General features: G+C 68.4%; 28 protein-coding genes and 1 riboswitch. Of the genes, 10 read left to right on the forward strand and 18 right to left on the reverse strand.

Annotated elements, in window-relative coordinates; genetic code table 11:
• On the forward strand, positions 1–192 hold a 192-nt coding region (locus PVW46_RS00570; protein ID WP_443137027.1), incomplete at its 5' end, for an AAA family ATPase.
• A gap of 20 nt (positions 193–212) precedes the next feature.
• Here PVW46_RS00570 and PVW46_RS00575 read toward each other — a convergent pair.
• From PVW46_RS00575 to PVW46_RS00605, 7 genes are all read right to left on the reverse strand, one after another.
• Entirely contained in the window at positions 213–1,766 is a 1,554-nt protein-coding gene (locus tag PVW46_RS00575; protein WP_069209568.1) for a trypsin-like peptidase domain-containing protein, read from the reverse strand.
• Between the two features lie 184 nt (positions 1,767–1,950).
• Positions 1,951–2,691, reverse strand: a complete 741-nt coding sequence (cobF, locus tag PVW46_RS00580) for a precorrin-6A synthase (deacetylating) (protein ID WP_069209567.1) — start codon at positions 2,689–2,691, stop codon at positions 1,951–1,953.
• Positions 2,684–3,418 carry a uroporphyrinogen-III C-methyltransferase gene (gene cobA / locus PVW46_RS00585; protein ID WP_069209566.1) on the reverse strand — a complete coding sequence of 245 codons (735 nt, stop codon included), beginning with the start codon at positions 3,416–3,418 and terminating at the stop codon, positions 2,684–2,686. The genes cobF and cobA overlap by 8 nt, the downstream gene beginning before the upstream one ends.
• Positions 3,415–4,773, reverse strand: coding sequence for a cobyrinic acid a,c-diamide synthase CobB (locus PVW46_RS00590; RefSeq protein ID WP_069209614.1), 1,359 nt, complete (start codon positions 4,771–4,773; stop codon positions 3,415–3,417). The genes cobA and PVW46_RS00590 overlap by 4 nt, the downstream gene beginning before the upstream one ends.
• Positions 4,766–5,560 carry a precorrin-4 C(11)-methyltransferase gene (gene cobM, locus PVW46_RS00595; RefSeq protein ID WP_069209565.1) on the reverse strand — a complete coding sequence of 265 codons (795 nt, stop codon included), beginning with the start codon at positions 5,558–5,560 and terminating at the stop codon, positions 4,766–4,768. The genes PVW46_RS00590 and cobM overlap by 8 nt, the downstream gene beginning before the upstream one ends.
• Positions 5,557–5,925 carry a cobalamin biosynthesis protein gene (locus PVW46_RS00600; protein WP_069209564.1) on the reverse strand — a complete coding sequence of 123 codons (369 nt, stop codon included), beginning with the start codon at positions 5,923–5,925 and terminating at the stop codon, positions 5,557–5,559. Before PVW46_RS00600 ends, cobM begins: the two co-directional genes overlap by 4 nt.
• A complete protein-coding gene (locus PVW46_RS00605) occupies positions 5,922–7,121 on the reverse strand; it encodes a bifunctional cobalt-precorrin-7 (C(5))-methyltransferase/cobalt-precorrin-6B (C(15))-methyltransferase (RefSeq protein WP_069209563.1) in 1,200 nt (399 codons plus the stop codon). The genes PVW46_RS00600 and PVW46_RS00605 overlap by 4 nt, the downstream gene beginning before the upstream one ends.
• Between PVW46_RS00605 and PVW46_RS00610 the strand changes: the two genes are divergently transcribed.
• The gene (locus PVW46_RS00610) at positions 7,120–7,875 is read left to right on the forward strand and encodes a cobalt-precorrin-6A reductase (protein ID WP_069209562.1); all 756 of its coding nucleotides are present in this window, start codon (positions 7,120–7,122) and stop codon (positions 7,873–7,875) included. The genes PVW46_RS00605 and PVW46_RS00610 overlap by 2 nt on opposite strands.
• Here the strand turns inward: PVW46_RS00610 and cobJ are convergent.
• Genes cobJ through PVW46_RS00645 form a run of 7 tightly spaced genes read right to left on the reverse strand, consistent with a single transcriptional unit; the run spans position 7,848 to position 15,967 of the window.
• Positions 7,848–8,600 (reverse strand): precorrin-3B C(17)-methyltransferase, encoded by a 753-nt coding sequence (gene cobJ / locus PVW46_RS00615; protein ID WP_069209561.1) that lies wholly within the window; start codon positions 8,598–8,600, stop codon positions 7,848–7,850. The genes PVW46_RS00610 and cobJ overlap by 28 nt on opposite strands.
• Positions 8,597–9,325 (reverse strand): precorrin-2 C(20)-methyltransferase, encoded by a 729-nt coding sequence (locus PVW46_RS00620; protein WP_069209560.1) that lies wholly within the window; start codon positions 9,323–9,325, stop codon positions 8,597–8,599. Before PVW46_RS00620 ends, cobJ begins: the two co-directional genes overlap by 4 nt.
• Positions 9,322–9,951 (reverse strand): precorrin-8X methylmutase, encoded by a 630-nt coding sequence (locus tag PVW46_RS00625; protein ID WP_069209559.1) that lies wholly within the window; start codon positions 9,949–9,951, stop codon positions 9,322–9,324. The genes PVW46_RS00620 and PVW46_RS00625 overlap by 4 nt, the downstream gene beginning before the upstream one ends.
• A gap of 5 nt (positions 9,952–9,956) precedes the next feature.
• On the reverse strand, positions 9,957–11,102 hold the full coding sequence (locus PVW46_RS00630; protein WP_069209558.1) for a ferredoxin-like domain-containing protein: 1,146 nt from the start codon (positions 11,100–11,102) through the stop codon (positions 9,957–9,959).
• Positions 11,099–14,461 (reverse strand): cobaltochelatase subunit CobN, encoded by a 3,363-nt coding sequence (gene cobN, locus PVW46_RS00635; protein ID WP_069209557.1) that lies wholly within the window; start codon positions 14,459–14,461, stop codon positions 11,099–11,101. The genes PVW46_RS00630 and cobN overlap by 4 nt, the downstream gene beginning before the upstream one ends.
• A 34-nt stretch (positions 14,462–14,495) precedes the next feature.
• Positions 14,496–15,551: a cobalamin biosynthesis protein CobW gene (gene cobW / locus PVW46_RS00640; protein WP_069209556.1), complete on the reverse strand. Its 1,056-nt coding sequence runs from the start codon at positions 15,549–15,551 to the stop codon at positions 14,496–14,498.
• A complete protein-coding gene (locus PVW46_RS00645) occupies positions 15,548–15,967 on the reverse strand; it encodes a DUF1636 family protein (RefSeq protein ID WP_069209555.1) in 420 nt (139 codons plus the stop codon). The genes cobW and PVW46_RS00645 overlap by 4 nt, the downstream gene beginning before the upstream one ends.
• Before the next feature lie 34 nt (positions 15,968–16,001).
• A riboswitch (cobalamin riboswitch) is annotated at positions 16,002–16,193 on the reverse strand.
• Between the two features lie 91 nt (positions 16,194–16,284).
• Between PVW46_RS00645 and cobO the strand changes: the two genes are divergently transcribed.
• Genes cobO through PVW46_RS00665 form a run of 4 tightly spaced genes read left to right on the forward strand, consistent with a single transcriptional unit; the run spans position 16,285 to position 19,832 of the window.
• Complete coding sequence (gene cobO, locus PVW46_RS00650; RefSeq protein ID WP_043146488.1) at positions 16,285–16,893, forward strand: cob(I)yrinic acid a,c-diamide adenosyltransferase; 609 nt, start codon at positions 16,285–16,287, stop codon at positions 16,891–16,893.
• Positions 16,894–16,897: 4 nt separating this feature from the next.
• Positions 16,898–17,785 (forward strand): DUF1289 domain-containing protein, encoded by an 888-nt coding sequence (locus PVW46_RS28645; protein ID WP_069209554.1) that lies wholly within the window; start codon positions 16,898–16,900, stop codon positions 17,783–17,785.
• Positions 17,782–18,390 carry an HAD family hydrolase gene (locus PVW46_RS00660; protein ID WP_069209553.1) on the forward strand — a complete coding sequence of 203 codons (609 nt, stop codon included), beginning with the start codon at positions 17,782–17,784 and terminating at the stop codon, positions 18,388–18,390. The genes PVW46_RS28645 and PVW46_RS00660 overlap by 4 nt, the downstream gene beginning before the upstream one ends.
• On the forward strand, positions 18,387–19,832 hold the full coding sequence (locus PVW46_RS00665) for a cobyric acid synthase (protein ID WP_274573804.1): 1,446 nt from the start codon (positions 18,387–18,389) through the stop codon (positions 19,830–19,832). The genes PVW46_RS00660 and PVW46_RS00665 overlap by 4 nt, the downstream gene beginning before the upstream one ends.
• 6 nt (positions 19,833–19,838) lie before the next feature.
• Here PVW46_RS00665 and cobD read toward each other — a convergent pair whose 3' ends face one another.
• The 4 genes from cobD to PVW46_RS00685 are packed head-to-tail and all read right to left on the reverse strand — an operon-like array spanning position 19,839 to position 23,134.
• Complete coding sequence (cobD, locus tag PVW46_RS00670) at positions 19,839–20,816, reverse strand: threonine-phosphate decarboxylase CobD (RefSeq protein ID WP_069209552.1); 978 nt, start codon at positions 20,814–20,816, stop codon at positions 19,839–19,841.
• 8 nt (positions 20,817–20,824) lie between these two features.
• Positions 20,825–21,760, reverse strand: coding sequence for an adenosylcobinamide-phosphate synthase CbiB (gene cbiB, locus PVW46_RS00675; RefSeq protein ID WP_069209551.1), 936 nt, complete (start codon positions 21,758–21,760; stop codon positions 20,825–20,827).
• Positions 21,757–22,545, reverse strand: coding sequence for a hypothetical protein (locus PVW46_RS00680; protein WP_069209550.1), 789 nt, complete (start codon positions 22,543–22,545; stop codon positions 21,757–21,759). The genes cbiB and PVW46_RS00680 overlap by 4 nt, the downstream gene beginning before the upstream one ends.
• A 4-nt stretch (positions 22,546–22,549) precedes the next feature.
• A complete protein-coding gene (locus tag PVW46_RS00685) occupies positions 22,550–23,134 on the reverse strand; it encodes a histidine phosphatase family protein (RefSeq protein ID WP_069209549.1) in 585 nt (194 codons plus the stop codon).
• Positions 23,135–23,179: 45 nt separating this feature from the next.
• On the opposite strand from PVW46_RS00685, the gene cobU reads away from it, so the two are divergent.
• The 4 genes from cobU (at position 23,180) to PVW46_RS00705 (ending at position 26,028) form a co-directional block, all read left to right on the forward strand.
• Positions 23,180–23,692, forward strand: coding sequence for a bifunctional adenosylcobinamide kinase/adenosylcobinamide-phosphate guanylyltransferase (gene cobU / locus PVW46_RS00690; RefSeq protein WP_069209612.1), 513 nt, complete (start codon positions 23,180–23,182; stop codon positions 23,690–23,692).
• The gene (cobT, locus tag PVW46_RS00695; protein ID WP_069209548.1) at positions 23,689–24,696 is read left to right on the forward strand and encodes a nicotinate-nucleotide--dimethylbenzimidazole phosphoribosyltransferase; all 1,008 of its coding nucleotides are present in this window, start codon (positions 23,689–23,691) and stop codon (positions 24,694–24,696) included. The genes cobU and cobT overlap by 4 nt, the downstream gene beginning before the upstream one ends.
• Positions 24,693–25,445, forward strand: a complete 753-nt coding sequence (locus tag PVW46_RS00700) for an adenosylcobinamide-GDP ribazoletransferase (protein WP_069209547.1) — start codon at positions 24,693–24,695, stop codon at positions 25,443–25,445. Before cobT ends, PVW46_RS00700 begins: the two co-directional genes overlap by 4 nt.
• 121 nt (positions 25,446–25,566) lie before the next feature.
• On the forward strand, positions 25,567–26,028 hold the full coding sequence (locus PVW46_RS00705) for a MarR family winged helix-turn-helix transcriptional regulator (protein ID WP_069209546.1): 462 nt from the start codon (positions 25,567–25,569) through the stop codon (positions 26,026–26,028).
• Positions 26,029–26,125 lie beyond the last annotated feature (97 nt).

Consider the following 26,125-nt stretch of genomic DNA (forward strand, 5'->3'; position numbering starts at 1 on the left):
GCCATGTCGCCCGAGGTGCTGCTGCTGGACGAGCCGACCAATGCGCTCGACCCGGAAAACCAGGCCCGCCTGACCGAGATCATCGACGCCCTGCCGCTGCCGATCCTGCTGGTGTCACACGACCCGGCGTTCCGGGAGAGAATTGCGCCCTGCGCGCTGGAGTTGCGGGAGGGGCGGCTGGTGCCGGTCTAGGCACGGCCCATCCCGCCGCGCTAATTCTTGCGGACCGTGACGCGGCAGCCATTCGAAACGCTGATACTCAGTGACCGGCCATCCTTGGACAAGGTGCCACTGGCGGTATTGGTGACCCAACCAAAGGTCTCCGTGGCCGAGTAGCTGCGCCCGTTCAGAGTCCCCCGCGTGGTCCCGCTGCCAGACGTGCCGCTGATCGTCCCGGTAAAGGCATTGCCCCCCGCCGACCGATAGGTGGTGGTCCCGGAGGCCACACCCAGCGGACAGGTTGCTGACCAGCTCCATGTCCCGACCATCGAATAAACCGGTGCAGGAGGCGCGGACTGCCCCGGTTCCCGAGGCGTGTCCGCCTCCGGTGCAGGGGCCGCGACCACCTGTTTGCAGACGGTGCCCGACCGCGCCCTGATGGCCTCCAGCGCCTGCGCCGTCCCAAGATCGCCAGCCTCGAGCGCAACATCCGTCGCGACAAGAAACCGGCGGAATGCCTCGCGGGTCCGTGGCCCCGTGATCCCGTCCGGCGTGCCCGCATCACAGCCCAGCCTGTTCAGATGCGATTGCGTCTGGCGCAGGATGTCGCGCGCGTCCACCGGCTCTGCAACCGGCGCCGGGTCGACGGGCTCAACCGGTTTCGCCTGCACCGCAACGGCTTGTTCCGCCTTTTCCGCGCGCAGCTTCTCCAGCTCGGCCAGCGCCGCTTCCAACGCCCGTTCCGCGTCCCTTTCGGCGTCCGCCTTGGCTGGCGGCGCCTTGGCGACCGCCTTCAACACCTTCGACTGCGCCAGGATCTCCGCCATCGGCACCGCGAAATTCACCTTTCCGGCCCGGCTGCCCGCGTGATGCAGCCCGATCACCTTCTGCGACCCTGCGTCGATCACCGGAGAACCTGAATTCCCCGGCAGCGTATCGCAGGTGTGCCGCAGCCTCTGCCCGGCCAGGGCCGGACTGTCCGCCTGGCATTTCTCGCGGCTGATGCGTTGCGCCTCGCCCATCGGGTGCCCGATCACCCAAAAGGGATCGCGGTCATTGGGAACCGCCGCCGAAAGCTCCAGCGCGCCGAACTCGGCATTGGCATCGCCCAGCACCTGCAGCACCGTGTAGTCCAGCGCCTCGCTGGTCTCCAGCGGCACCGGGTTGACGTGAAAGCTCTTGACCCCCGCCTCGATCCCGTCGCGCAGGAAACCGGCGTGGAACTGCACCGCCGCGATACTGGTTGCGCCCTTCTCGACCATCCCGGGATGTTTCAGGATACCCGGCACGCAATGGTGATTGGTCACCAGCTTGTTGCCCTCGACAAGAAAGGCGGTGCAGGGCGCATGGCCGACATTGGTCAGGATCTGCAACATCCCCACCGCGCGGCCCGTGCGCGCAAAGATCGACCTGTCGCCATAGCTGGACACGAACTCGTTGTTGTAGGACCCCACCTGCGCCTCAAGCTGGACGTCCAGCATCGACTCGTCGCGCGGTGCCACCACCTGTCCGAAGGTCTCGGGCGGGAACAGCATCAGGTCCTGCGCCGGGGCCGCGCCGGCAAATGCGATGAACGAAACAGCAGCGGCAAGGCGGGCAATAGACACGGACGAACGTCCTTCGGCAGGGGAAAATCCGCCTGCAGTCTAACAGGACTTTCCCGGCAACCGAGTCCGGATTTCCCGGCGCGGTCCGCGACGGTCACGGCAATGGGTTAACGATCCCTTGCCGCTTTGTACAAAATGCTGATTTCGACGTACGTTTTGTACAAAACGTACAAGATCCGGGGCCTCAGCCCCGCTCGTCTTTCCGCATCAGGTAGGTGTCCATGATCCAGCCGTGCCGCGCCCGCGCCTCGGCTCGCGTGGCCACGATCCGGGCGGATGTTTCCGCCAGAGGACCGGCCTCCAGCACCTGTTCCGGCATCCCCAGAAAGCCGCCCCACCAGATCGAAATCCCTTTTGGATCAATCTGTTGAAAGGAACACTCGCCATCCAGCATGACCACCACGGTCTCTGCCCCCGCGGGCCAGCCGTGATCGCGCAGACGTCGTCCGGTCGTGACCATGACCGCGCCATTGACCGTGTTGAACGGGATCGCATGGGCGGCCGTCAGCGCCTGAAGCGCCGTAACCCCCGGGAAAACCTTGACTTTCACCTCGCCGCTCAGCCGTTCCGCAATCCGCAACGTGCTGTCGTACAACCCCGGATCGCCCCAGACCAGCAGCGCCACGGGCCCTTCGGGCGCGCCGTCCAGCGCCGCGATCCAGCGGTCGGCAATGGCGTCGTGCCAGCGCGCCACCCGCTCCTGGTAGGGCAGGTTCTCATCCCGAACCGGCATGTCAAAGGGCACAACCTGTGCCACCGCGCCCGCGCGCCGCAATATCTCGTGGCGCACCTCGGCCAGGTCCTCCTTGGCGGCGCCCTTTCTCGGGATCAGCACCGTCGCGGCCTCGCGCAATGCGCGCTGGCCCTGCAAGGTCAGATGGTCCGGGTTGCCTGTCCCGATCCCGACCAGCCAGAGCTCAGTCAAACCCCACCCCCAATTCGGCCATCGGCCCGTACAGGATCAGCGCCGGCTTGGTCCCGATCTCGCCCGCCAGTCGCGCCGACAGACCCGCAACCGTGTCCCTGTGCAGGCTCTGTTCGGAGGTACAGACCGCCTCGGCCAGGATGGCCGGGGTCGTCCCTGGCAAGCCATTGGAAATCAATGCTTCTGCCAGTTTCGGAAAGGTCCGCTTGCCCATGAAGACCACCGTCATGGCGCCGGGATCGGCCAGCGCCTTGAGGTCCAGGTCCGGGGGCAACGCGCCGCTGGCATCATGCCCGGTGACGAATTGCACCCGCCGCGCCGTCAGCCGCCGGGTCAGGGGAATGCCACAGGCCGCCGCCGCCGCCACGGCAGAGGGAATGCCGGGAATGATCTCATAGTCGATGCCCGCCGCGCGCAGCGCCACCTGTTCTTCCTCAAGCCGCCCGAACAGCCCGGAATCCCCTGATTTCAAACGGACAATCCGCCCGCCCTCCTGCGCGTACTCCACCAGCAACTGGCTGACATGGTTCTGCTTGGGCGAGGGCCGCCCGGCCCGTTTACCCACGCCGATCAGGTCAGCACCTGGGCGCACATGGGTCAGGATCGGCCCAGAGGACAGGTCATCGAAGAGCACCGCATCGGCGCGCCTCAGCCGGTCCACGGCCTTGAGCGTCAGAAGCTCGGGATCGCCCGGACCGCTGCCCACGAAACTGACGAAACCGCTCATGCCGGAACCTCCGCCGTGATCAGGTGAAAGAAGGTGCCGGTGACATGCCCCTTGCGAGAGCCGGTCTCTGGCACCGGGTTGCCATCCGCATCCGCGACCGCCGCCAGCGGCGCGTCGGGTTGGTCCAGGATGGTGGAATAATGGAATTCATGCCCGCGCAGGGCTGTCCCAGGCGCAAAGCCCGTCATCTCCGCCTCCAGCACCGCGCGGCGATACCCCAGGTGGAACTTGCGCTTTTCATACGAGGTGACCAGCCCCAAAAGGCCCGCCATCCGGTGCGAAACACCCTCCTTGTCCACCAATGCTGCGCCAAGCGCCATGTATCCACCGCATTCGCCATGCACGGGCCGCGTCTCGGCAAAACTCCGCAATCCCGCTCGGAAACGCTCCGCCGCGGCCAGCCGCCCGGCGTGCAATTCGGGGTAGCCGCCGGGCAACCAGACCATGTCGGCGCTGTCATCGGGCGCCTCGTCCGCGAGGGGCGAAAACGGCAGGATCTCGGCTCCTGCCGCGCGCCAGCCTTCCAGCAAATGCGGATAGGTAAAGGAAAACGCCGCGTCCCGGGCCAGCGCGATCCGCTGCGCCGGGGGGCGCGGCAGGTCGGATGCGGCTGGCGGGCGGGCCGCTGCCGGGCGCAGCCCGGTGGCCGGGGCGTCCGACCGCCCATCCGCCACCGCCCGGATCGCGGCAAGGTCCACGTGATCACGCAGGAAATCGGCATAGCCCGCGATCGCCGCCTCAAGGTCGGGATGCTCGACCGCCTGGATCAGGCCCAGGTGGCGTTCCGGCAGGGTCAGGTCACCGCGCCGGGGCAGCACGCCCAGGACCTTGATTCCCGCCTTCTCCATGCCCAGCCGCGTCAGCCGTTCATGCCGGGGCGAGGCGCAGCGGTTCAGGATCACCCCCGCAAAGGGCAGGTCGGGCATGTAATCACGGAATCCCATCGCCGTGGCCGCCGCCGATTGCGCCTGTCCACCCACATCGACGACCAACACGACGGGCCAGCCCATGCGCCGCGCCGTCTCCGCCGAAGAGCCGAAGCCCGACTGCCCGCGCGTCGCCACACCGTCATAAAGCCCCATCGACCCTTCGCCGATGCAGATATCCGCGCCACCCGCCTGCGCCGCGACCGCATCCAGCAAGCCACCGTCCATCGCCCAGGTATCCAGGTTGAACGACGCCCGCCCGCTGGCCGCGAGGTGAAAGGCCGGGTCGATGTAATCGGGGCCGGACTTGAAGGGCTGCACAGACAGCCCCTCGTCGCGCAAGGCCCGCAGCAGTCCCAGCATGACGGTGGTCTTGCCGGTGCCCGAGGCGGGGGCCGAGATCATCAGGCCGGGGGGAAGATCAGTCATCGCCATGTTGCCACTCCGCCCAGGGGCTATCGGCGCTCTGCGGCCGGTAGCGCCTGTCATAATCCGCCGCATAGAGCCGGCTTTCCGCACGCGGCCCCTCGCCCAGCGCTGCGCCTACAAGGATCAGCGCCGTGCGCGAGATCCCGTCGTCCACCGCCTCTGTCAGCGTGCCCAGCGTGCAGCGGATCACCCGCTGGTCGGGCCAGCTGGCGCGATAGACCACGGCCACGGGACAATCGGCGCCATAGCCGGGCAGCAGGTCGGCCTGAACCTTTTCCAGTTGCCCCACCGACAGGTGCAGCGCCAGCGTCGCACCCGTGCGGGCGAAATTCGCGAGGCTCTCGCCCTCGGGCATGGGCGAGGCGCGGCCCTGCGTGCGCGTCAAGACAACCGATTGCGCCAGTTCCGGCACCGTCAGCTCCACCGCCAGGGCTGCTGCCGCCGCCGAGAAAGAAGGCACGCCCGGAGTCACGTCATAGGGAATGCCCAGGGCGTCCAGCCGCCGCAACTGTTCACCCATCGCCGACCAGACCGAGAGATCCCCGGAGTGCAGCCGCGCCACGTGCTTGCCCTCGGCATGGGCCGCGGCGATTTCCGCGACGATGCCGTCAAGATCCATCGGCGCCGTGTTCACGATCTTCGCATCCGGCGGGCAATGCGCCAGCACCGCCTCGGGCACCAAAGACCCCGCGTAAAGACAGACCGGACAGGCGGCGATCAGGTCGCGCCCGCGCAGGGTCAAAAGGTCCGCTGCCCCCGGTCCTGCCCCGATGAAATGAACTGTCATGCGCCCTCTCCTTCTGCCAGTGCGCAGGTCGCCATTCGGTCCTCTGACACGACCCGTGTCACGATCAGCCGCGCCCCCGGCCCCGCCGCCGCCAGTGCCGCCGCCTCGGCAAGGCTGCCGGTCTGGCGCGCCGCCGTGCTGGCCACCGATTGCGTTCTCACCTCCTGCGCCGAGAGCGTGGCGGCGTCAATCCCGATCACCGGCAGCCCCATCTGGCGTGCGAAGGCCATGAATACTGGCGTTTCCGCCTTGTCCGCAGCGGTGGCAAGCGCCGAGACCGTCTGCCCCGATCCTGCCCCGCCCAATGCATCGGCCAGGCCCTGCACCGAGACCGCGCCACGAAATCCGAACCCCGCGACGATCACAACGTCACGCTCCATTGCACCACCGGGTAGGAGGCTTTCCATCCCCGGCGCGGGCCAAGTGCCGCCGCCTGCGCCAGTTCGATCCGCAACAGGTCGCCGCCCCGCGCCGCATGGGCCGCGATCAACTGCGCCTCGCTTTCCAGCGTCACCGCGTTGGCCACCAATCGCGTTCCGGCGGACAGGTGCGAAAACAGCCAGTCCAGCAGGTCCCCGCTCAATCCCCCGCCGACAAAGACCACGTCCGGCGCGTCCAACCCCGCCAGGGCCTCCGGCGCGCGGCCCTCGGCCACCTGCAAGCGGTCCACGCCCAGCGCTGCCGCATTGGCGCGGATCAGCGCAATCCGGTCCGCGCGCGGCTCGATGGCGACGGCCTGGGTCGTCGGATGGCTCAGCAGCCACTCGATCCCGATGCTGCCAGAGCCTCCGCCGATGTCCCAAAGCCGTTCCCCCGGTTTGGGCGCCAAGGCCGACAGGGTCAGCGCCCGCACCGGGCGCTTGGTCATCACGCCGTCGCTGTCGAAAAAACCGTCGTCGATGCCCGAGGTACAGGGCAGCACGGCCCCTTCGCCCGCGATCTCGACCGCCACGACAACGGGGTGCGAGAACACCCCGGACGCCGCACCTGCCAGCATCTCGGTCACGCGTTCCCGCGGACCTCCCAGCGCCTCCATCACCCAAAGCCGCGAGGCGCCGAATCCAAGCCCGGCAAGGTATCCGCCCAGGTCCGCCACGGCGTCGCCATCGCGCAGGGTGAGGATCATCCGCACGCCCGGGGCCAGGGAGGGTCGCAACCGCGTCAAGGGCGCCGCGTGGTGCCCGAGGCACAGCACCTTGTCCATGGCCCAGCCCAGCCGCGCCGCCGCAAGCGAGAAACAGGACACCCCCGGCAAGGCCTGCCACTCCCCGGGCTCGAACCGCCGCGCGATCACGCTGCCCGCGCCGAACCAGAAGGGATCCCCCGAGGCCAGCACCGCCACCTGACGGCCCCTGTACCCTTCCAACAGATCCAGCCCATCGGCAAAAGGCACCGGCCATTCCACACGTTCCGCGCCCATGTCCGGCAGCAAGGCCAGGTGACGCGGTGGCCCCATGACGATTTCAGCCCGCTCCAGCGCGGCACGGCTTGCAGGGGACAGCCCCTCCGGTCCATCTTCGCCCAGACCGATGATCACCAGCCAGGGAGCGCCCTCAGACATGACCCCGAACCTCCTGATCCTGGGCGGCACGACAGAGGCCACGGCGCTGGCCAACCTGATGGCGGAGCGCGGGCTTCGGGGTACCGTCAGCTTTGCCGGACGGGTCGACCGCCCGCGCCGCCAGCCCTTGCCGCAGCGCGTCGGCGGGTTCGGCGGAGTCGAGGGGCTTGCAAGGTACATCCGTGACACCGGCATCACGCACCTGGTCGACGCCACCCACCCCTTTGCCGCGCAGATGAGCGCCAACGCGGTGCACGCGGCCCAACAGGCGGGTATCCCCATGCTGGCCCTGACCCGGCCCGCCTGGCAGCCGCAGGCCGGCGACCGCTGGCGCCACGTGCCGGACATTGCCGGGGCGGTCGCCGCGCTGGACACGACGCCGCGCCGCGTCATGCTGGCCGTGGGGCGGATGCACCTGGACGAGTTTGCCCCCAACCCGCAGCATTTCTACCTGCTGCGGCTGGTCGATCCGCCGAAAACCTCGCCGCCCTTTGCCGAATACCATGTCATCGTGGATCGTGGGCCGTTCACCCCCGATGGCGACCGCGCGCTGATGCAGGAACACGGAATTGACCTGGTGGTATCCAAGAACGCGGGCGGCAGCGGCGCCTCGGCCAAGCTCGACGCCGCGCGCGCCTTGAACATCCCCGTCGTGATGATCGACCGCCCCGCCCTGCCGGACAGGCACGAGGTCGCGACGCCGACAGAAGTGCTCGACTGGTTGGCTCATGCCGGGACGAACCTGGGAGTGTAGACCCAAGGCGCGCCGTCCCGCTCGATCACCCGTGTCAGGGACGAGCCGACAAGGACGACGGTGCGCATGTCGGCCATTTCGGGCGTGGCATCGCTCAGGCGGACCACCCGCAGCTCTTCCTCGGGCGTCGACACGGCACGGGCAAATATGATCACCCGCTCCGGTTCGCAGGCTTCGCGCAACACGTCCAAGGCACGGCCAAAGCCCTCGGGACGGGACTTGGATCGGGGATTGTAAAACCCCATCGCAAAATCCGCCTCTGCCGCCAGCCGCAGGCGTTTCTCGATCAACGTCCAGGGTTTGAGGTTGTCGCTAAGGTTGATGGCGCAGAAATCATGGCCCAAGGGCGCGCCCGCCTTGGCCGCCGCCGCAAGCATCGCGGTGATGCCGGGCAGCACGCGGATCTCCAGCGCGCGCCAGGCGTCGGGTCCGGCCTCCACCGCCTCGAACACCGCCGATGCCATCGCGAAGACGCCCGGATCGCCAGAGGACACCACGACCACCCGTCGCCCCTCTGCCGCCATTTCCAGTGCATGGCGCGAGCGGTCCAGTTCCACGCGGTTGTCGCTTTCGTGCAGGCGCAGCCCGTCGCGCGGCGCGATGCGGCGCACGTAGGGAATATAGCCGACGATATCGGTCGCCTCCTGCACGGCCGCCGACACTTCGGGGGTCACCAACGCTTCGTCCCCCGGGCCAAGCCCGGCAATCACTATCCATCCGCTCATGGCCGCCGCCCCTGCCCGTGCACGATGACGATCGAGAAATAGGGCGACACGCGATCCGATGCCTCGGCCAGCGGCATGACGGTCTGGCCCTCCATGCTGGCGTATTCCACCAGCCAGGCGCGGTCCATCTTGCCCGCTGCCTGCAACGCCTCGCGGATCTTGGGCAGGTTGCGCCCGATCTTCATCACCACCAGCGCATCCGCATCCAGCGCCCCGCGCGTCAGTTCCGCCAGGGGCAGCGTCCCCATCAGCACGGACAGGATGTCATCGCCCCAGGTGACCGGCGCGCCGGTCGCCGTCCAGGCCGCCGACATGCCGGTGATCGCGGGCACCACATGCACCGGCACGTCGTCCTTGAGCCGGGTATAGAGATGCATGAAAGAGCCGTAGAAGAAGGGGTCTCCTTCACAGAGCACCACCACGTCCTCACCCGCCGCCACCAGCGCCTTCAGATGCGCGACGCAATCGGCGTAGAAGGCCGCGAGGATCTGGTTGTAGCGCGGGTCGGACAGCGGAATCTCGGTCGTGACCGGGTATTCCATCGCGAATTCCACCGCATCCTCTCGCAGCATTCCGTCGACGATTCCGCGTGCGCGGCCCGACCGACCCGCCTTGCGGAAAAAGGCCACGTGCCGCGCATTGCGGACCAGACGATCGGCGCGCACGCTCATCAGCTCGGGGTCGCCGGGGCCCAGCCCGACGCCGAAAACCGTCCCGCCCCTCATTCCGCGCGGCTCGCGATGGCGTTGATGGCCGCGACGGTGATGGCGCTGCCGCCCAGCCGTCCCTCGACGATCAGCGAGGGCACCGGCTGTGCCTCCCACAAAGCATCCTTGCTTTCGCGCGCGCCGACAAAACCCACCGGGCAGCCGATGATCGCCGCCGGGCGCGGGCACTCCGGGTCCTCGAGCATTTCCAGCAGGTGAAACAGCGCCGTGGGCGCATTGCCGATGGCCACCAGCGCCCCTTCCAGCCGGGGCCGCCACAGTTCCAGCGCCGCCGCCGAGCGCGTCGTGCCCAGTTGCGCCGCCAGTTGCGGCACCTCAGGCTCGCGCAGGGTGCAGATCACGTCATTGCCCGCAGGCAGGCGTTTGCGCGTCACCCCCTCGGACACCATGAAGGCATCGCAAAAGATCGGCGCGCCCGCCTCCAGCGCCGTCCGCGCCGCAGAGACCATGCCGGGCGAGACCTTCACGTCGCGTTCCAGCCCCACCAGTCCGGCGGCGTGGATCATGCGCACGACCACCTGCTCCTCGTCGCGGGCAAAGCGGTCCAGCTCTGCCTCGGCACGGATGGTGGCAAAGCTCTCCTTGTAGATGGCCGCGCCGTCTTTTTCGTATGTATAAGGCATAGAGTTCAGGGCCTGCTGAGTTCGTTGATGTCCGAAGGGGTCAGCCCGCGGCGGTGCGGCTCATCCCACGGCGCCCCCGGCATGACAAGATCGAATGCGCCGTCGCGCCCCACCAGGGTACGGTCGGCAGAGCGCGGAAAGGCACAGCCCTTGGCGCAGCCCGAGACATGCCAGCGCTGGCCATCGGGCACATGCGGGGCAAGGGCGCGGGCCAGGTCGCGGGTGGCGACGCTGGCCTGCGGGCAGCCGGGTGCGCCGGTGCAGGCCTCGATCCGGCGGATCGGGTCGCGCGGGTCTGTGACGAGGTCCTCGTGGGCGTCCAGTGCCGAGACACCGGGCAGGTAGAGCATCCGGAAGGGCGTCACACAGAGTTGGCCGGCGTGGCCTGCCAGGTGCCGCAGGGCCTTTGCGGTGAAAAGGCCAAAGGGGGCGGCCACGCAAAATCCAGAGGCCAGAGGTCCCGGCGCGGAGGCCGGGACGGGGTCATTCGGGATGGCATCACCACTCAGAAGGTCTGGCAGATCCGCACCCGCCGCAACGTGCCGCGCCATACGCCCGCGCCCGTCCGCCCCGACGCCACCGCTGTCGAGGAACCATGCCGCCAGGTCCAGCGCCAGCGGCGCCGCCTGCGCTTCGGTCACAAGACGCCCCGTGGCGCAGCCATCGGCGCGGACAATCAACCCGTCCTTCGCCGCTTCGATCCGGATGTCCCCGCTGATCCCGTCCAATCGGCGCAGCGGCCCCGGATCGACCACGAAGCCGAACTTCCCCGGCAGAGCCGCAAAGCGCGCCGCCTCCAGCCCAAGGTACAACGCCTCGGCCATGCGTTCGGCCCGGCCATCGTCAAAGGGATCGAGGATCACGTTGCGGCGCGCCTCGCTCTCGGCATCGCCGGGCAAGAGGCCCAGCGCATCCAGCCGGTCGATCACCTGCGGAAAGCCCCCCTCCGTGACCCCGCGCAGTTGCAGGTTGGCCCGGGACGTCACCTCGACCACGCCGCTGCCAAGGGCCTCGGCCACATCCGCCAGCCCCCGCGCCTGATCGGCGTCCAGTCGCGCAAGATGCGGGCGCACCCGCACCACCAGCCCGTCGCCAGAGCGCATCGGGCGCCAGGCACCCGGGCACCAGCCCTTGATCTCGGGGGCGCTCATTCCGCTGCCTCCAGCGCCGCGAGGATCGAGTTGCGCCGCGTTTGCCAGAGTCCCGCCGCGTGCAGGGCTGCAAACCGCGCCCGCATGGCCGCCAGTGCCTCGGGGTTGGCGTCCTGCAGGAACGCCGTCACCGCATCGTCGCCCAGCGTCGCGTCGTAATAGAGGTCAAAGAGATGCCCCGGCACGACGTCCGCCAGTTGCGCGAAGGCGGCCATGTTCTCCAGCGTCGCCGCGATCTCCGCCGCCCCCCGGAACCCGTGGCGTTGCATCCCCGCCAGCCAGGCCGGGTTCGCCGCCCGCGCCTGCACCACCCGGGCGATCTCTTCGGTCAGACCGCGTGCGCGGGGCCGCGAGGGGTCGGTGTTGTCCATGTGATACAGCGCGGCCTTGCCCCCGGTCACACCCTGCGCCGCGGCAAAGCCCGCCTCGTGGCTGGCGTAATCCTCGGCCAGCAGAAGGTCGGTTTCCGGCAGATCCTGCAAGTGGACAAATGCCTCTGCCGCGCGCACCCGGTCCCGCAGGCCCTCGGCATCCCTTTCGCCCTCCCCCCGGTCGTAGGCCCAGGCCGAGGCCGCAAGCCAGGCCTCGCCCGCGGCCTGCCGCGACCCGTCCGAATAGTCCCCAATCTGCGCCCCGATCCCGAGCCCGAAGGACCCCGGCGCCGGCCCAAAGACCCGCGCCCCGGCCCGCCCGACAAAGGGGTTCCAGTCGCGCGCCTCGTCCCGTTCGGAGAGCGCCTTGACCGCCTGGCCAAACAACACCGAAAGCGTCGGAAAGACATCGCGGAACAGGCCGGACACCCGCAGCGTGACGTCGATCCGGGGCCGCTCCAGCTCGGCAATAGGGATGATCTCGACCCCGCTCACCCGCTCGCTGCCCTGGTCCCAGACCGGCCGCACGCCCAGCAGGTGCAGCGCCATCGCAAATTCCTCGCCCGCCGTGCGCATGGTGGCCGATCCCCAGAGATCGACGATCAGCCCGCGCGGCCAGTCGCCCTCGTCCTGCAGATGCCGCCGCACCAGTTCCTCGCCCAGCTTGACGCCCTGCGCATAGGCACTGCGTGTCGGAACCGAGCGTGGATCGGTGGTAAACAGGTTGCGCCCGGTCGGCAGCACATCGGTCCGCCCCCGGTAAGGTGACCCCGACGGACCAGAAGCGATCCGCTTGCCATCCAGCGCGTCGATCAGCGCCCGCCGTTCGGCCGCAGCGGATTCCGCCGCATCGAACCCGCCGCCCGCCACGGGCGCCCGACCCCAGACATGCAGCCCGTCGCCGAACTGGCTTTCCTTGACGTCGCAGACGAACCGGTCGATCCGGGTGATCGCCTCGGCGGTGCTGGCGCCGATCTCGAGGCCAAGGTCGCCTTCCACACCAACCGCCTGCGCCTCTGCCCGGATGTCCTGCATCAGCCGGTCGCGCCGCTTCGGGTCCAGCCCGTCGGCATTGGAAAACTCGTCCAGTAGGGATTCAAGCCGGGCCAGCCGTTCCGGAACCGCGGCCTCTCGCAAGGGTGGCGGCACATGGCCCAGCGTCACCGCGCCGATGCGGCGCTTTGCCTGCGCCGCCTCACCAGGGTCGTTGACGATGAAGGGATAGATCACCGGCAGCCCGCCGGTCAGCGCCTCGGGCCAGCAAGCCCCGGACAGCGCAACCGCCTTGCCCGGCAGCCATTCCAACGTGCCATGCGCCCCGATGTGGATCAGCGCATCTGCCTGCCCCTGCAACCACAGGTAAAAGGCAACATAGGCATGGCGCGGCACGCGGGACAGGTCGTGGTAGTCGTCATCGCGTGTCTCGGGCGTGCCGCGTTCCGGCTGCAGCGCCACCAGCGCCTTCCCCCGGTCCAGAACGCGAAAGGCAAACCCGCCCTCCGCAAAATCCGGATCCGCCTCCGGCGCGCCCCATGCGGCGAAAAGATCGTCCTGCAACACCCTGGGAAGACGCGCCAAAGCCGCCCGGTAGTCCTCCAGCGGCCATGTCATGCGCGCCGCCCGCAGGTCATCGGCGTCCAGCCCCTGAGCGACCCCATGCCCGGCATCCGCGAGGTCCTTCAGGATTGCCTCCGCCGAGGCGATGGCATCCAGCCCAACCGCATGGGCGAGGTTCCAGTCCCGCCCCGGATAGGTCGAGAGCACCAGCGCTAGGCGCCGTGCCGCCGCCGGGGACGACGCCAACCCGTGCCAACGCGCCACCCTGTCGGCCACCGCGCAGACGCGGGTCGCATCGGGCGCATGAACCATCCGGGCGAATTGCAGGTCAGGGTCGCGCCCCTGCGGCTCCTTGAACGAGGCCACCCCGGCGAACAACCGCCCGTCAACCTCCGGCAACACCACGTGCATCGCAAGGTCGGCTGGCGACAACCCACGCTCCGCCTCGGCCCAGGCCGTACGCGAGGAGGTGGCCAGAGCAACCTGGAAAACGGGCACATCGCCCGCATCCAGCGGCGAGGCCCCCTCGGTCCCGCGCCCGGAAAAGGCGGTGGCATTGACGATGGCGACGGGGGCCAGATGCGCCACCTGCCGCGCCAGCCAACCCGAGGCGCCCGGCGCCTTCAAGGACGGCGCAAACAGGCCCATCACGTCAAATCCGCGTTCCCGCAAGGCCGCGCACAGCGCCTCCATCGGCGCCATATCCGCCGAGACGAGGTAGGAGCGATAGAAGACAAGGCAGACCAGCGGGCGCGATTTCTTCTTGGCGAAAATACCCTCGGGGGGGCTTGCCACCGGCAAGCGGGGGGCAGACGGCCCCCCTCTGCCCTCGCCATCCCGCACAGCGGCCAGGACCGGGCAACAGACCCCATGCTCCGGCAGCCAGGCGCCCACCTGGGGCAGCCCCTTGGCGCCGCGCACCGGCCCGGCATAAAGCCCCGCCGCCAGCGCCATCTGCGCCAGCGCCGCCTGGGCCGCCACCGCGCCGCCCGCGTCGCAGAGATGGGCCAACCGCCGCAGGGTGGAGACCGGCAGGGTCGAAACCTCGTCCAGCCGCGTATCGACCCGCCCGTCACCGGGCAAAACCGCCAAGGCGATCCCCTTCGACTGCGCCAGGGCAGCGATCTGCTGGATGCCGTAGGACCAATAGGGCACGCCGCCGATCAGGCGGATCAGGATGCCCTTGGCGCCCTCAAGCGTCTGTTCGACATAGGTATCGACCGACAGCGGATGCTTCAGCGCCGCGATATTCGCCAGACGCAGGGAGGGCATCCGCCCCTCGCGCCCGCCGCCGCGCTCCCATCCCGCGGCAAAGGCGCCGAGGTCGGAATCCGAGAAGGACAGCACCACCAGGTCCGCCGGGCTTTGCGCCAGGTCGGTCGGGGTCTCGCTCTCTTCGAGGCCGTGGCTTTCGCGAAAGATGACGTGCATGGCACCGCTCCGGCGCGGCGGGGAGACCCCCGCCCTACTCTGCCGCCTCCGTGGCCACGCCCAGCACGGCGCGGATCGCCTCGGGGTGGATGTCGTCATGTTCGGCGATCACGACAAGCCGGCCCTGGCGGGCCTCGTCCGCTTGCCACGGACGGTCGTACTGGTGCCGCACCCGTGCGCCCACCGCCTGCACCAGCAGGCGCATCGGCTTGCCGGCAACGCTGGCATAGCCCTTGACCCGCAGGATGTTCTGGCTCTTGGCCAGGTCCTCGATCCGCGCCACCAGGTCGGCGGGGGCGGACACCTCGGGAATGTCCACGACAATGGATTCGAAATCGTCGTGCTCGTGGTCATCGTGGTCGTCATGGTGGCTGGGACGGGCGTCCATGTCGTCTTCTGCCGCCGCTTCCAGCCCCAGGATCACGCGCGGGTCGACGGCGCCCTCGGCCACCTCGATCACCGGCAGCGGACGCGGCGCCTCGGCGGCGATGATCTCCTTGGCCTTCGCCACGCCCTCGGGACCCGCCAGATCCGGCTTGGTCAGCAGGATAATGTCAGCGCAGGAAATCTGGTCCTCGAAGACCTCCGACAGCGGCGTCTCGTGATCCAGCGAATCGTCCGCCAGCCGCTGCGCATCCACCTTGGCCACGTCTGGCGCGAACCGCCCCGAGGCCACCGCCTCGGCATCGGCCAGGGCAATCACGCCATCTACGGTGATCTTCGACCGAATATCGGGCCAGTCAAAGGCCTTGAGCAACGGTTTCGGCAGCGCCAGGCCCGAGGTCTCGATCAGGATATGCTCCGGGCGCGGGTCCAGCGCCATCAGCGCCTCGATCGTCGGGATGAAATCATCGGCCACGGTGCAGCAGATGCAGCCGTTGGCGAGTTCCATGATGTTTTCCGCCGGGCAATCGGGGATGGCACAGCCCTTGAGGATCTCGCCATCGACACCCACGTCGCCGAATTCATTGACCACCACGGCCAGCCGCTTGCCGCCGGGGTTCTGCATCAGGTGGGTGATCAGCGTCGTCTTGCCCGAGCCGAGGAAGCCGGTGATGACGGTGACGGGAAGCTTGGCGAGATCGGTCATGTCTTGTCCTTTTCCGGCGCTTTGGCCTGTTCGGGCGGGATGCGCGCGATGCAATTGCGTTTGAAATGTTCGGGCCGCGCGCGCCAGGGGATCACCCCGTCACGGGCCGCATGATAGAGCGCGACACCCTCGGTCAGCAGGTCCGGATGCGACGCTTCGTGAAGGTTTCCGTAGACGTAGGTCCAGCGTTCCGCCCCGCCGCGCATGGCGACGGAACAGCCGTAGTCGCAGTTCTGCAGGCATTCCACCGGCGTCAGCGTGACCCCCTCGGGCATCTCGCGCGCCGCCAGCGCATCGTGCAGGCGCTGGCCCGGGCGTTGACCGCCCTCTGGCACCTCTTCGCCGCGCCGACACTTGACGCAGACCAGCAGTTCGACCGGCGCATGGCCCGCCCCCTGTTGCGTATCGTGATCCATTCCCGACCTCCTCCGGGGCACCCCGCCCGGGATTAAAGTTGCACCTGGGATGGCAGGTCTCCTGGCTCGCGGGTCGCGGCACCCCCGCGCCTTCCCGGCCGGTCTGGCCAGTGGCACGTTGCGAGGGCGCTCACCGCTTACAGTTGCGGGGGCAGCCGCGGGGTTTCACCGCGTTCCCTGTTGTCCTCCCCGGGTGCTCCGGGGAACCATCGTGTGGGCGGTGGTGCGACAGACGGGCGGACATGTCAATCGCGAAGCACGTTGACGGGGCGCGACACGGATGCAATTCCTGCCTGAATCGATCAACGGAGCGCGCAATGGACGAGATCACAACCCGCCACAACGAAAAGATGCGCCGCATCAAGGCCGCCCGCGACGAGATGATGAAGACCAAGACCGAGGAAAAAGGTCTGATCATGGTCCACACCGGCAAGGGCAAGGGCAAGAGCTCGGCCGGGTTCGGGATGATCATGCGCTGCATCGCGCATGGCATGCCCTGCGCGGTGGTCCAGTTCATCAAGGGCAACTGGGACACCGGCGAAAAGACCTTTCTCCGTGAACGCTTTGCCGATGAATGCCGGTTCTTCGTGTCCGGTGAGGGGTTTACCTGGGAAACCCAGGACCGCGAGCGAGACATTGCCGCTGCGCAGAACGGCTGGAAGATCGCCAAGGAGCAGATCCTCGACCCCGAGATCCAGTTCGTCCTGTTGGACGAGATCAACATCGCCCTGCGCTATGATTACATCGACATCGACGAGGTGGTCGAGTTCCTGCTGCACCAGAAACCGGCCATGACCCATGTCTGCCTGACAGGTCGCAACGCCAAGCCAGAGTTGATCGAGGCCGCCGACCTGGTGACCGAGATGGAGCTGCTCAAACATCCCTTCCGCGACGGCGTGAAGGCGCAGAAAGGCGTGGAGTTCTAGGCCCATGAGCCGCATGACCCGCCTGCCCCCGGCCAGCCCCTGCGTCGCCCGCTGCGTGATCGACGAGGCATCGCAGCTGTGCACGGGATGCGCCCGCAGCCTGGACGAGATCGCCTGCTGGGGCGGCGCCTCGGACGATTTTCGCGCCGGCGTCTGGGCCGCCTTGCCCGCCCGCGCCGCGAACATGGGGCTGAAGACGCGCCGGCTGTCCTGGCAGGGGGATACGCTGTTGACGGAAACGGCGCGGCGCATCGGCGAGGAAGGCGCGCGCCTCGTGGCGGGGATCTGGGGCGCCTCGGGCGAGCTGTCGCGCCTGCCGGGAACCGAATGCACGGGGCAGATCGGCGACGGCGTGCTGATCCTGCGGTTGGAAAATGCCGCGCTGCGGCTGGAGGCCGCGCGCTATCTCACCGCCTTCGAGATCGACCGCCCGGAGGCGCCGACACTGATCGCCCTGGCTGTGCCCCTGGGCCGCGCCCTGCGCGATCCGGCCCGATCCTTGACCGCGCTGGGTCCGGACGATCGCGCGCTTTTGCCCCGCGACGCAGGCGGACTGCGCTTTGATCTTGGGCTGGGCAGCCGCGCCGCGCGGTTCACCGTGCGGTGCGACAAGGCGCTTGCCACTCGGCTGGCCCGGAGCCAAGGCACGGCCTGGCCGGATCACCTGTCGCGCAGCGGCCTCGCCCTGCGAGACGCGGCCCCGGTTCGCGTAATCGAAACGCCCTGCCTGCGGCTGGAAATCGATGCCGAGATCCCGCCGCCAGATGGTGAATCTCCGGAAGGGCCGCACACGCACCTCTTGCCGGATCACGTCGCGCAGGGGTTGGAAACACCGCCGACCGTGCCTTTGCCCGCGGGCTATGTCGCAACTGCCCTGATCTACCCCAAATGAGCGCCGAACTTGTCGTCTGGGACTTCGACGGCGTGTTGAACGCCGAACCGCCGGGCGACCCCTTCGGTTGGGTGGCAGACCTGGACAGGACGCTGGGCCTGTCACCGCGCGCCTTTCGCGCCTTCCTGAACCAGCCCGGACAGGCGGCACGGGTGTTGCGCGGCGCGCTGCCGCTGGAACGGGCGCTGGCCGATTGGCTGGCGACGCAGGACACGGATGTCCGCGCCGAAACCCTGCTGGACCATTGGTTGCGGGCCGAGGACCGGCCCGATACGCAGGTGATCGACTGGCTGGCACGCAGTCCCGGACGTGCCGTGATCGGTACCAACAACCCGGCACCACGGGCGGATTACATCATGGATGTCATGGGCTTGTCGGCACATGTTGAGGCGATCTTCGCCTCCGGCCCGATGGGCGTGGCCAAGCCCGATCCGGGGTTCTTCGGCCAGATCGAACGCTGGTCGGGGCTGATGCCGCAAGACCTGCTTCTGATCGACGACAACCGCCAGAACCTGGCCTCCGCCGCCCGACGCGGCTGGCAGACCTTTCATTTCGACCCGCGCAACCGCAATGACCTGCCCAAGCGGCTGGGGATCGCGCCTTGAGCCGCGCGGTGATGATCCAGGGCACCGGGTCCAACGTGGGCAAGTCCATGCTGGTGGCGGGCCTGTGCCGTGCGGCGCGGCGGCGCGGGCTGTCCGTGGCACCGTTCAAACCTCAGAACATGTCGAACAATGCCGCCGTGACCTCTGACGGCGGAGAAATCGGACGGGCGCAGGCGCTTCAGGCGCTGGCCTGCGGCCTTCCGCTGCACACCGACATGAACCCGGTGCTGCTGAAACCGGAAACGGATGTGGGGGCCCAGGTCGTCGTGCAGGGCAAGCGCCTGACCACCGCCAAGGCCCGGGACTACGCGAAGTTGAAACCGCAACTTCTTGGTTCCGTTATCGAAAGCTTCAATCGTCTCAGGTCCGCGCATGACCTGGTGATCGTCGAGGGTGCAGGCAGCCCGGCAGAGGTGAACCTGCGCAAGGGCGACATCGCCAACATGGGCTTTGCCGAGGCCGCAGGCGTGCCGGTCATCCTCGCCGGAGACATTGACCGGGGCGGTGTGATCGCCCAGATCGTTGGGACCCAGGCAATCCTACCGACCGATGACGCCAACCGCATTTCCGGTTTTCTTATCAATAAGTTTCGCGGCGATCCTCGTCTTTTTGACGAGGGTTACAAGCTGATCGAAGAGCGCACGGGCTGGCGCGGCTATGGCGTTGCCCCCTGGTTCCCCGAGGCCTGGCGCCTGCCGGCAGAGGATGCATTGGACATCCGTACTCAAACCCGTGCCGAAGGCTTGCATGTGGTGTGCCTCTGCCTCTCGCGCATGGCCAATTTCGACGATCTCGACCCGCTCGCCCAGGAACCGGACGTGCGCCTGACCATGCTCCGGCGCGGCGAGGCGATCCCTGGCGACGCCGACCTCGTGATCCTGCCCGGCAGCAAGTCCACCCGCGGCGACCTTGCCTTTCTTCGTGAACAAGGCTGGGACGTGGACCTGATGGCGCATCACCGCCGTGGCGGTCGCGTGCTGGGGATCTGTGGCGGCTATCAGATGCTTGGCCGGGTGGTCGATGACCCGCAGGGCATCGAGGGGCCGGCGGGCCGCGATCCCGGCCTTGGCCTGCTGGAGATCGGCACCGTCATGACCGCTGACAAGAGCCTGACAGAGGTCAACGCCCGCCATGCGGCCACGGGCACCACGTTCCACGGCTACGAAATCCACATCGGTCGCAGCGACGGCCCGGACCGCGCCCGCCCTTTCGCTTTTGTCGGGGACAATCCCGAAGGTGCGATCAGCGCCGATGGCCGGGTCATGGGCAGCTACCTGCACGGCATGTTCCGCGACGACCGGTTTCGCGCCGCCTGGCTGGAGGGTTTCGGGGTCGCGGCCAGCGCCTCGTATGATGCGACGGTTGAACAGACGCTGGAGGCGCTCGCCGATCACCTAGAGGCACATCTGGACGTCGAGGGAATTCTTGCCGCTGCGCGCTGAGCGCCGTCAGCCCTGTAGCACCCCCTCCAGACGTGCCCAATCGGGTTCGGACCCCGGCAGGCCCAACCGCAGCCAGCCCGCCGAGTAGGGGAAGACGCGGGTCCAGATCCGCGCCTCGGCCAACCGCTCCTGCGCGGCCAGGGCATCGCCCGTCTCGTAAGTCCGGAACAAGACCGTGCCCCCCACCGCGGACCAGCCCGCCGCCTCGGCCAGCGCATCCATGCGCACCGCGTCACGCGACAGCCGCGCGATCGTCTGCACTTGCCAGTCCGTATCCGCCAGCGCAGTGCATCCGGTTGCGATTGCCGGCCCGTTGACCGCCCAGGGACCGGCCAGCCGTCGCATTTCGCCCACCAACGCGGACGGACCAAGCGCAAAGCCCAACCGCAGACCGGCCAGCCCGTAGAACTTGCCGAAGGATCGCAGGACGAGGATCAGGACACCCTCGGGCAAACTGTCGAGAAAGGGAATGATCGAATATTCCGGCGCCGGGTCGGCAAAGCTTTCGTCGACCACGAGAAGGCCCACGTCCCGCGCCAGGTCGATCAGCTCTTCCGGCGTCCAGAACCGCCCATCCGGGTTGTTCGGGTTGACCACGACCCCAAGCCGCGCGCCCTTCAGGCCATCCGCATCCCCGACCTGGGTCACGGTCCAGCCCTGCGCCGTCAGCGCTCCTGCGTGTTCGTTGTAGGTGGGACCGACGACGCGGGCCTCGCCCCCGATGCCCAGACGCGGCACCAGCTGGATCGCGGCCTGCGCACCGGCGAGCGCGACGCATTCGGTGTCCTCTTCGGCCCGGTAGGTTGTCCGCGCCACAGTCTCCAAGGCGGCGAGCTCTACCCGCGTGGGCAAAGCTGCCCATGCCCGGGCCGGCAGCTCTGGCAACGGATAGGGCACGGCATTGATCCCCGTCGACAGGTCCAGCCAGTCGCCATCGCCAAAGCGGGCCTTGGCCCGGTCCAGATCGCCGCCGTGATCGCGCATCTTTTCCCCTAGAGTATCGCCAGCCCGGTAAGGACCGCGCCGCAGAGAAACATCGCCCGGACATAAAGCGCAAGGCCCCGGGCGATGTCACGCGCCTCCGGATCGGCGGCACCTTCATTGACCCAGGGTTCCTGGGCAACGCGGTCACCGTAGATGCGCGGCCCGGACAGACGCACGCCCAGCCCACCCGCCAAGGCGGCCTCGGGCCAGCCCGCATTGGGCGAGCGGTGGCGCGCGGCGTCTTGAGAAACAACTCGAAGAGACCTCCAAAACCCATTGGCAGCCAATGCAAAAACAAGCGAGGTCAAACGCGCCGGAACAAGGTTCACCAGGTCGTCCAGACGTGCGGCCACCTTTCCGAAATGCTCGTATCGGTCGTTGCGATGGCCGATCATGGAATCCATCGTGTTGATCGCCTTGTAGGCCACGATACCTGGCAGTCCCGCCACCACGCCCCAGAACAGTGGCGCGACGATGCCGTCCGACGTATTCTCGGCCAGGCTTTCCAGGGCCGCGCGGCTGATCCCGGCATCGTCAAGCGCACTGGGGTCACGGCCCACGATCATCGACAGGGCATGGCGCGCGGCGGGCGGATCCCCGGCCAAAAGCGGATCGCGGACGGCAGCGACGTGTTCGTACATCGAGCGCACCGCGATCAGCGGCCAGGCCAATACGCCCAGCACCAGGACCGCCGCCCAGCCCTTGCCCAGCACAACCGTCACCAGAACGGCAGGACAGACAGAGACCAGCAGGACCAACATCACGGTTAGCAAGCCCGTGGCAAACCGCCGCCGTGCCCCCCCTTTGTTCAACCGTGCCTCAAGCGCCGAGATCAGCGAGCCGATCCAGACCACCGGGTGTGACAGCCGCCGGAACAGCGCCGAGGACCAGCCCAGTGCCACGTCCAGCAGCAGGCCGATCAGCATGACCTGTGCAAAGATCATTCCGGCTCTCCCGTCATGAAGCGAAAGACCCCGGCATAGCCCGCCGCCCGCATCTGCGCCTCGGCCTCGTCCGGCAAGGTGCCCGGGGCATAGATCAAGGCGCGGGCGGGGCCGGTATGGGCACGGGCATGGCCCAGCGCGCCCAGGTCCCTTGCCAGGGACTCGGTCGGATCATCGGCAGGGCCGCGCAACGCCGTGCAGCGCCGGGCGGATTCGCTGGCCAGCGCGGCCTTGCCCGCCAATCCGGACCCCGGCCAGTCGGCGACCAGGTCAGCCACGTCGGGAAACCGCATGTCGTTGGGGTCCGTCCGTTCCGGCGCGCCAAGGAACCCGCCAAGGATCTCGCAGTGCGGCACCGGGCCGAGTGCGTCCAGCACCTCTGCGCGTCGCGAGGCCCAGAGCAGGCCGTCGCACCCCGGCCACATCAGCGGATCGCTCGCGCCCTCGATCTGCAGGCAGGCCCGCGCCACTTCAGCGCCATCCTTCCCGGCAAGCCGGCCCAGCGCCACAAGCGCGGCGGTCGACATGCCCGCGCCGCCCCCGGGCGGGAAATCGGGTGTGATCGTGACCTGCCCCTCAAGTGTCACGCCAAGAGCCGTCAGAAAGCCCTGCACCATGTCCGGCGCCAGTACCTCGGGCGTGCCTGAAACCCGCAACGGCCCATCACCGTGCCGCGTCACCCGGACCCCCCGGTCCGGGCAGGCCAGCGTCACCAGGGCCACCGGCCCGTCAGGCCCCAGCCGCCCCTGCAGCCATTCCCCGAAATGCCCCGCGACAAAGACCATAGGGCTAGATCGGACGCCAGTTGGTGGAGATCACCGAGAGCCCGCCGGGATAGGCGCGCAGGCGTGTCACAGACCAGGGCGCCACTTCGAACCCCAGCGCAGGCGGCACAACGCCCAGGGCCAGCGCAATTCCCCCGCGCACCGTACCGGCATGGGCCACGACGGCGACCGGCCCATCCTGCCGCGCCTTCTCCGCCAGCCCTTCCAGGGCGGGCCGCACCCGCGCGACCATGTCGGCAAAGCTTTCGCCCCCGGGCGGACGGTGTTCGGCCAACTCCCCTGAGGACAGCGCACCGATGTCCGGGATCTCGTCGAACCGCAGCCCGTCATGGGCGCCGAAATCCTGTTCCCAGAGGCGCGCGTCCTGTTCCAGTTCCGCCCCGGGCCAAAGCGCCTGCGCCGTCTGCCGACAACGCAGCGCCGGGCTGACCACGCGGTGCGCGACCTCTGACACGAGGGCCTGCAGAGGTGCCCACTCCGCCGCCTCGCCCAGCTCTGCGGGCACGTCCATGCGTCCGCACAAACGCCCGTCATGCAGCGCGGGCGCGTGTCGAATCAACAGCAGTTCAGAGGCGTCGGGCGGCGTCATTTCGGGGCTTTTCAACCAGATCGGAACATGCTTTGTCACGACCGCATGGGAAAGTCGATCCTCATCACGGGTGGCGCACGCTCTGGCAAGAGCAGCCTTGCAGAGCGCATGACGCTGGATCTCGGGCGGCCCGCGATCTACATCGCCACCGCGCAGGCCCATGACGGAGAAATGGCCGACCGCATCGCCCTGCACCAGGCCCGCCGCGACGCGGACTGGCGGACCGTCGAGGCCCCGCGCGACCTGCTGGGCGCCCTTCGGGACACCGATGGCACGGCGCCCCGGCTGGTCGACTGTCTGACGCTCTGGCTGACCAACCTCATGCTGGCCGAAGAGGACTGGCAGAAGGCGGTCGAGGCGCTGGCAGAGGCCCTGCCCGCGCAATCCGCGCCGGTGATCTTCGTCACCAATGAGGTCGGCGCCGGGATCGTCCCGGAAAATGCCCTGGCCCGCGCCTTTCGCGATGCGGCGGGGCTGGTCAATCAACGTATCGCCACAGCCTGCGACGAACTCTGGTTCTGCGTCGCGGGCCACCCACTGAAAGTCAAACCCGCATGAGCACCCTGCCCCTTGCGTCGCTGGACGCGGTGACCTCTCTCGATCTTCCCGGTTTCGACACGGCCGCGGCCGAGGCGGCGACAGCACGCCAGATGCAACTGACGAAACCACCCGGCTCGCTGGGTCGGCTGGAGGATCTGGCCGCTTTCATGGCCGGATGGCGCGGCACCGATCGCCCGGCGATCGAACGCGCGCAGGCACTGGTCTTTGCCGGAAACCACGGCGTCTGCGCGCAGGGTGTGAATCCCTTTCCGCAGGAAGTGACGGCGCAGATGGTGGCGAATTTTGCCGCCGGGGGCGCCGCGATCAACCAGCTGTGCCGGACCACGGGCGCCGAGCTGGACGTAATCGCGCTGGACCTCGACCGGCCGACGCGGGATTTCACCGATCAACCGGCGATGAGCGAAGAGGAATGCCTTGACGCGCTGCACCGGGGCGCGGCGGCGGTGGATACCGGCGCCGATATCCTGCTGTTGGGCGAAATGGGGATCGGCAATTCGACCGTTGCGGCGGCGCTGGCCCTTGCGGCCTTTGGCGGCACCGCACCGGACTGGGTCGGCCCGGGCACGGGATCGGACGCCGATGGCATGAGCCTCAAGGCGCGCGTCGTGACGAAGGCGGTCGAGAAACACGCTGCGCTGGCGCCCATGATGCGCCTTGCCGCCCTTGGTGGGCGCGAGCAGGCGGCGCTTTGCGGCGCGGTCCTTGCGGCGCGCATGGCCCGCATCCCGGTGCTGCTGGATGGCTTCATCTGCACCGCTGCGGTCACGCCGCTGTATTCCGCCGCACCCCACCTTCTGGCGCATTGCCTGATCGCCCACATGAGCCGCGAACCCGGGCACCGGCGCCTGGCCGAAGCGATGGAGAAACCGCCGTTGCTGGATCTTGGCATGGCACTTGGCGAAGGCTCTGGCGCGGCGCTGGCGCTCGGGATCGTGAAGGGCGCGCTGGCCTGCCACAACGGCATGGCCACCTTCGCCGAAGCGGGTGTCTCGGACGCATGAGCCTGCGCCGCCGCATCGACGAACTGCGGCTGGGGATGATGATGCTGACCCGCCTGCCGATCGGACGGCTGGATGATCCGGCGCCGACACTGGCACAGGCGCGGTGGAGCTTTCCACTGGCCGGTCTGCCGCTGGGGCTTGGGGCCTGGGCGATCCTGGCCGGTCTTCAGGCGCTGAACCTGCCTCCGCTGGCCACGGGCTTTGCCGTGCTGGCGGTGCTGGCCGGATTGACGGGCGGGCTGCACCATGACGGCTTTGCCGATTTCGCCGACGGCATGGGGGGGCGTGACCGGGCGCACCGGCTGGAGATCATGCGCGACAGCCGGGTCGGCAGCTACGGTGTGATCGCACTGATCCTTGCCACCGGGCTTGGAGCCTCGGCGCTGAGCGCCTTGCCCGCGACCGCATGGGCAGGCCTGTTGCTGGTCAGCACGGCCAGCCGCCTGGCGATGCTGGTCCTGCTGGACCTCATGCCACCCGCCCGGCACGACGGGTTGGGACAGATGGCCGCCACAGACCGGATCGCCGCGCCCTGGCGCGTGTGGCTGCCGGGCGGTCTGTTGACGCTCTGCGCGGCGCTTGCCACCGGCTTGGCTGCCCTGCCTGTGCTGATTGCAATGATGTTGGCCGCAGCCTGGGTCGCCTGGCGGGCCCGCAAGCTGCTGGGAGGACAGACCGGCGACGTGCTGGGAGCGGCACAGCTGTCCAGTGAGACAGCGGGCTGGCTGGTTCTGGCCGTCGTGCTCTAGACCCGGTCGGATGCTTTAAATGCGGGCAGGTCTGTCAGGCCTGCCAATTGGGCCTGCGCCCTCATTGCACCTGCAACGAGGACAGGGCTACACTGCGTCCAGACTGATACAGGACCCCGCGATGACCAAACCCTTGCCAGAGTTCGACCTTTCAGGCTTTACCCCCTACCGGCTGGCAGTTGCGGCCGAAAAGACCTCAGAGGCGCTGGCCCGCCAGTACCGCGAGCGCTTTGGCATCTCGATCCCCGAATGGCGGGTTCTGGTCCACCTGGCCCAGCCGCTGGACGGGCGCGGCACCGTCTCTGTCCGCGACATCGAAGCCCGCGTGGCAATGGAGAAAAGCAAGGTCAGCCGCGCGGCCAGCCGGCTGGAGGCCGCGGGCTATATCGAAAAAGCCGCCGATGCGGGTGACAGGCGGTTGGTGCGTCTTGCCCTGACCGGCAAGGGGCACGCGCTCATGGCAGAGCTGCTGCCGCTGGCCAGGGCCTACCAGGAGGAACTGGAACGCCGTCTGGGCGACACGCTGGCCGATTTCGAGGCCGGGTTGGATCGACTTCTGGACACGCTGCCCCCCGACCTGTGATACCGCCGCCCCCGTTCGGCGGCCACTGCGGCGACCGCTATTGAACGGTCAATCTGTATTTCCTTAAACTTGCGACATAAACCCCGTAATTCATTGG

Source organism: Mameliella sp. AT18, from assembly GCF_028807275.1.
Classification (GTDB): domain Bacteria; phylum Pseudomonadota; class Alphaproteobacteria; order Rhodobacterales; family Rhodobacteraceae; genus Antarctobacter; species Antarctobacter albus.

Coding starts and splice junctions, on each gene's coding strand:
- cobA (WP_069209566.1), bottom strand. CDS start 3,418: ATGAGCGGTTTCGTCAGTTTCGTGGGCAGCGGTCCGGGCGATCCCGAG.
- PVW46_RS00590 (WP_069209614.1), bottom strand. CDS start 4,773: ATGACTGATCTTCCCCCCGGCCTGATGATCTCGGCCCCCGCCTCGGGC.
- cobM (WP_069209565.1), bottom strand. CDS start 5,560: ATGACAGTTCATTTCATCGGGGCAGGACCGGGGGCAGCGGACCTTTTG.
- PVW46_RS00610 (WP_069209562.1), top strand. CDS start 7,120: ATGACCCCGAACCTCCTGATCCTGGGCGGCACGACAGAGGCCACGGCG.
- PVW46_RS00605 (WP_069209563.1), bottom strand. CDS start 7,121: ATGTCTGAGGGCGCTCCCTGGCTGGTGATCATCGGTCTGGGCGAAGAT.
- cobJ (WP_069209561.1), bottom strand. CDS start 8,600: ATGAGCGGATGGATAGTGATTGCCGGGCTTGGCCCGGGGGACGAAGCG.
- PVW46_RS00620 (WP_069209560.1), bottom strand. CDS start 9,325: ATGAGGGGCGGGACGGTTTTCGGCGTCGGGCTGGGCCCCGGCGACCCC.
- PVW46_RS00625 (WP_069209559.1), bottom strand. CDS start 9,951: ATGCCTTATACATACGAAAAAGACGGCGCGGCCATCTACAAGGAGAGC.
- PVW46_RS00630 (WP_069209558.1), bottom strand. CDS start 11,102: ATGAGCGCCCCCGAGATCAAGGGCTGGTGCCCGGGTGCCTGGCGCCCG.
- cobN (WP_069209557.1), bottom strand. CDS start 14,461: ATGCACGTCATCTTTCGCGAAAGCCACGGCCTCGAAGAGAGCGAGACC.
- cobW (WP_069209556.1), bottom strand. CDS start 15,551: ATGACCGATCTCGCCAAGCTTCCCGTCACCGTCATCACCGGCTTCCTC.
- PVW46_RS00645 (WP_069209555.1), bottom strand. CDS start 15,967: ATGGATCACGATACGCAACAGGGGGCGGGCCATGCGCCGGTCGAACTG.
- cobO (WP_043146488.1), top strand. CDS start 16,285: ATGGACGAGATCACAACCCGCCACAACGAAAAGATGCGCCGCATCAAG.
- PVW46_RS28645 (WP_069209554.1), top strand. CDS start 16,898: ATGAGCCGCATGACCCGCCTGCCCCCGGCCAGCCCCTGCGTCGCCCGC.
- PVW46_RS00660 (WP_069209553.1), top strand. CDS start 17,782: ATGAGCGCCGAACTTGTCGTCTGGGACTTCGACGGCGTGTTGAACGCC.
- cobD (WP_069209552.1), bottom strand. CDS start 20,816: ATGCGCGATCACGGCGGCGATCTGGACCGGGCCAAGGCCCGCTTTGGC.
- cbiB (WP_069209551.1), bottom strand. CDS start 21,760: ATGATCTTTGCACAGGTCATGCTGATCGGCCTGCTGCTGGACGTGGCA.
- PVW46_RS00680 (WP_069209550.1), bottom strand. CDS start 22,545: ATGGTCTTTGTCGCGGGGCATTTCGGGGAATGGCTGCAGGGGCGGCTG.
- PVW46_RS00685 (WP_069209549.1), bottom strand. CDS start 23,134: ATGACGCCGCCCGACGCCTCTGAACTGCTGTTGATTCGACACGCGCCC.
- cobU (WP_069209612.1), top strand. CDS start 23,180: ATGGGAAAGTCGATCCTCATCACGGGTGGCGCACGCTCTGGCAAGAGC.
- cobT (WP_069209548.1), top strand. CDS start 23,689: ATGAGCACCCTGCCCCTTGCGTCGCTGGACGCGGTGACCTCTCTCGAT.
- PVW46_RS00700 (WP_069209547.1), top strand. CDS start 24,693: ATGAGCCTGCGCCGCCGCATCGACGAACTGCGGCTGGGGATGATGATG.
- PVW46_RS00705 (WP_069209546.1), top strand. CDS start 25,567: ATGACCAAACCCTTGCCAGAGTTCGACCTTTCAGGCTTTACCCCCTAC.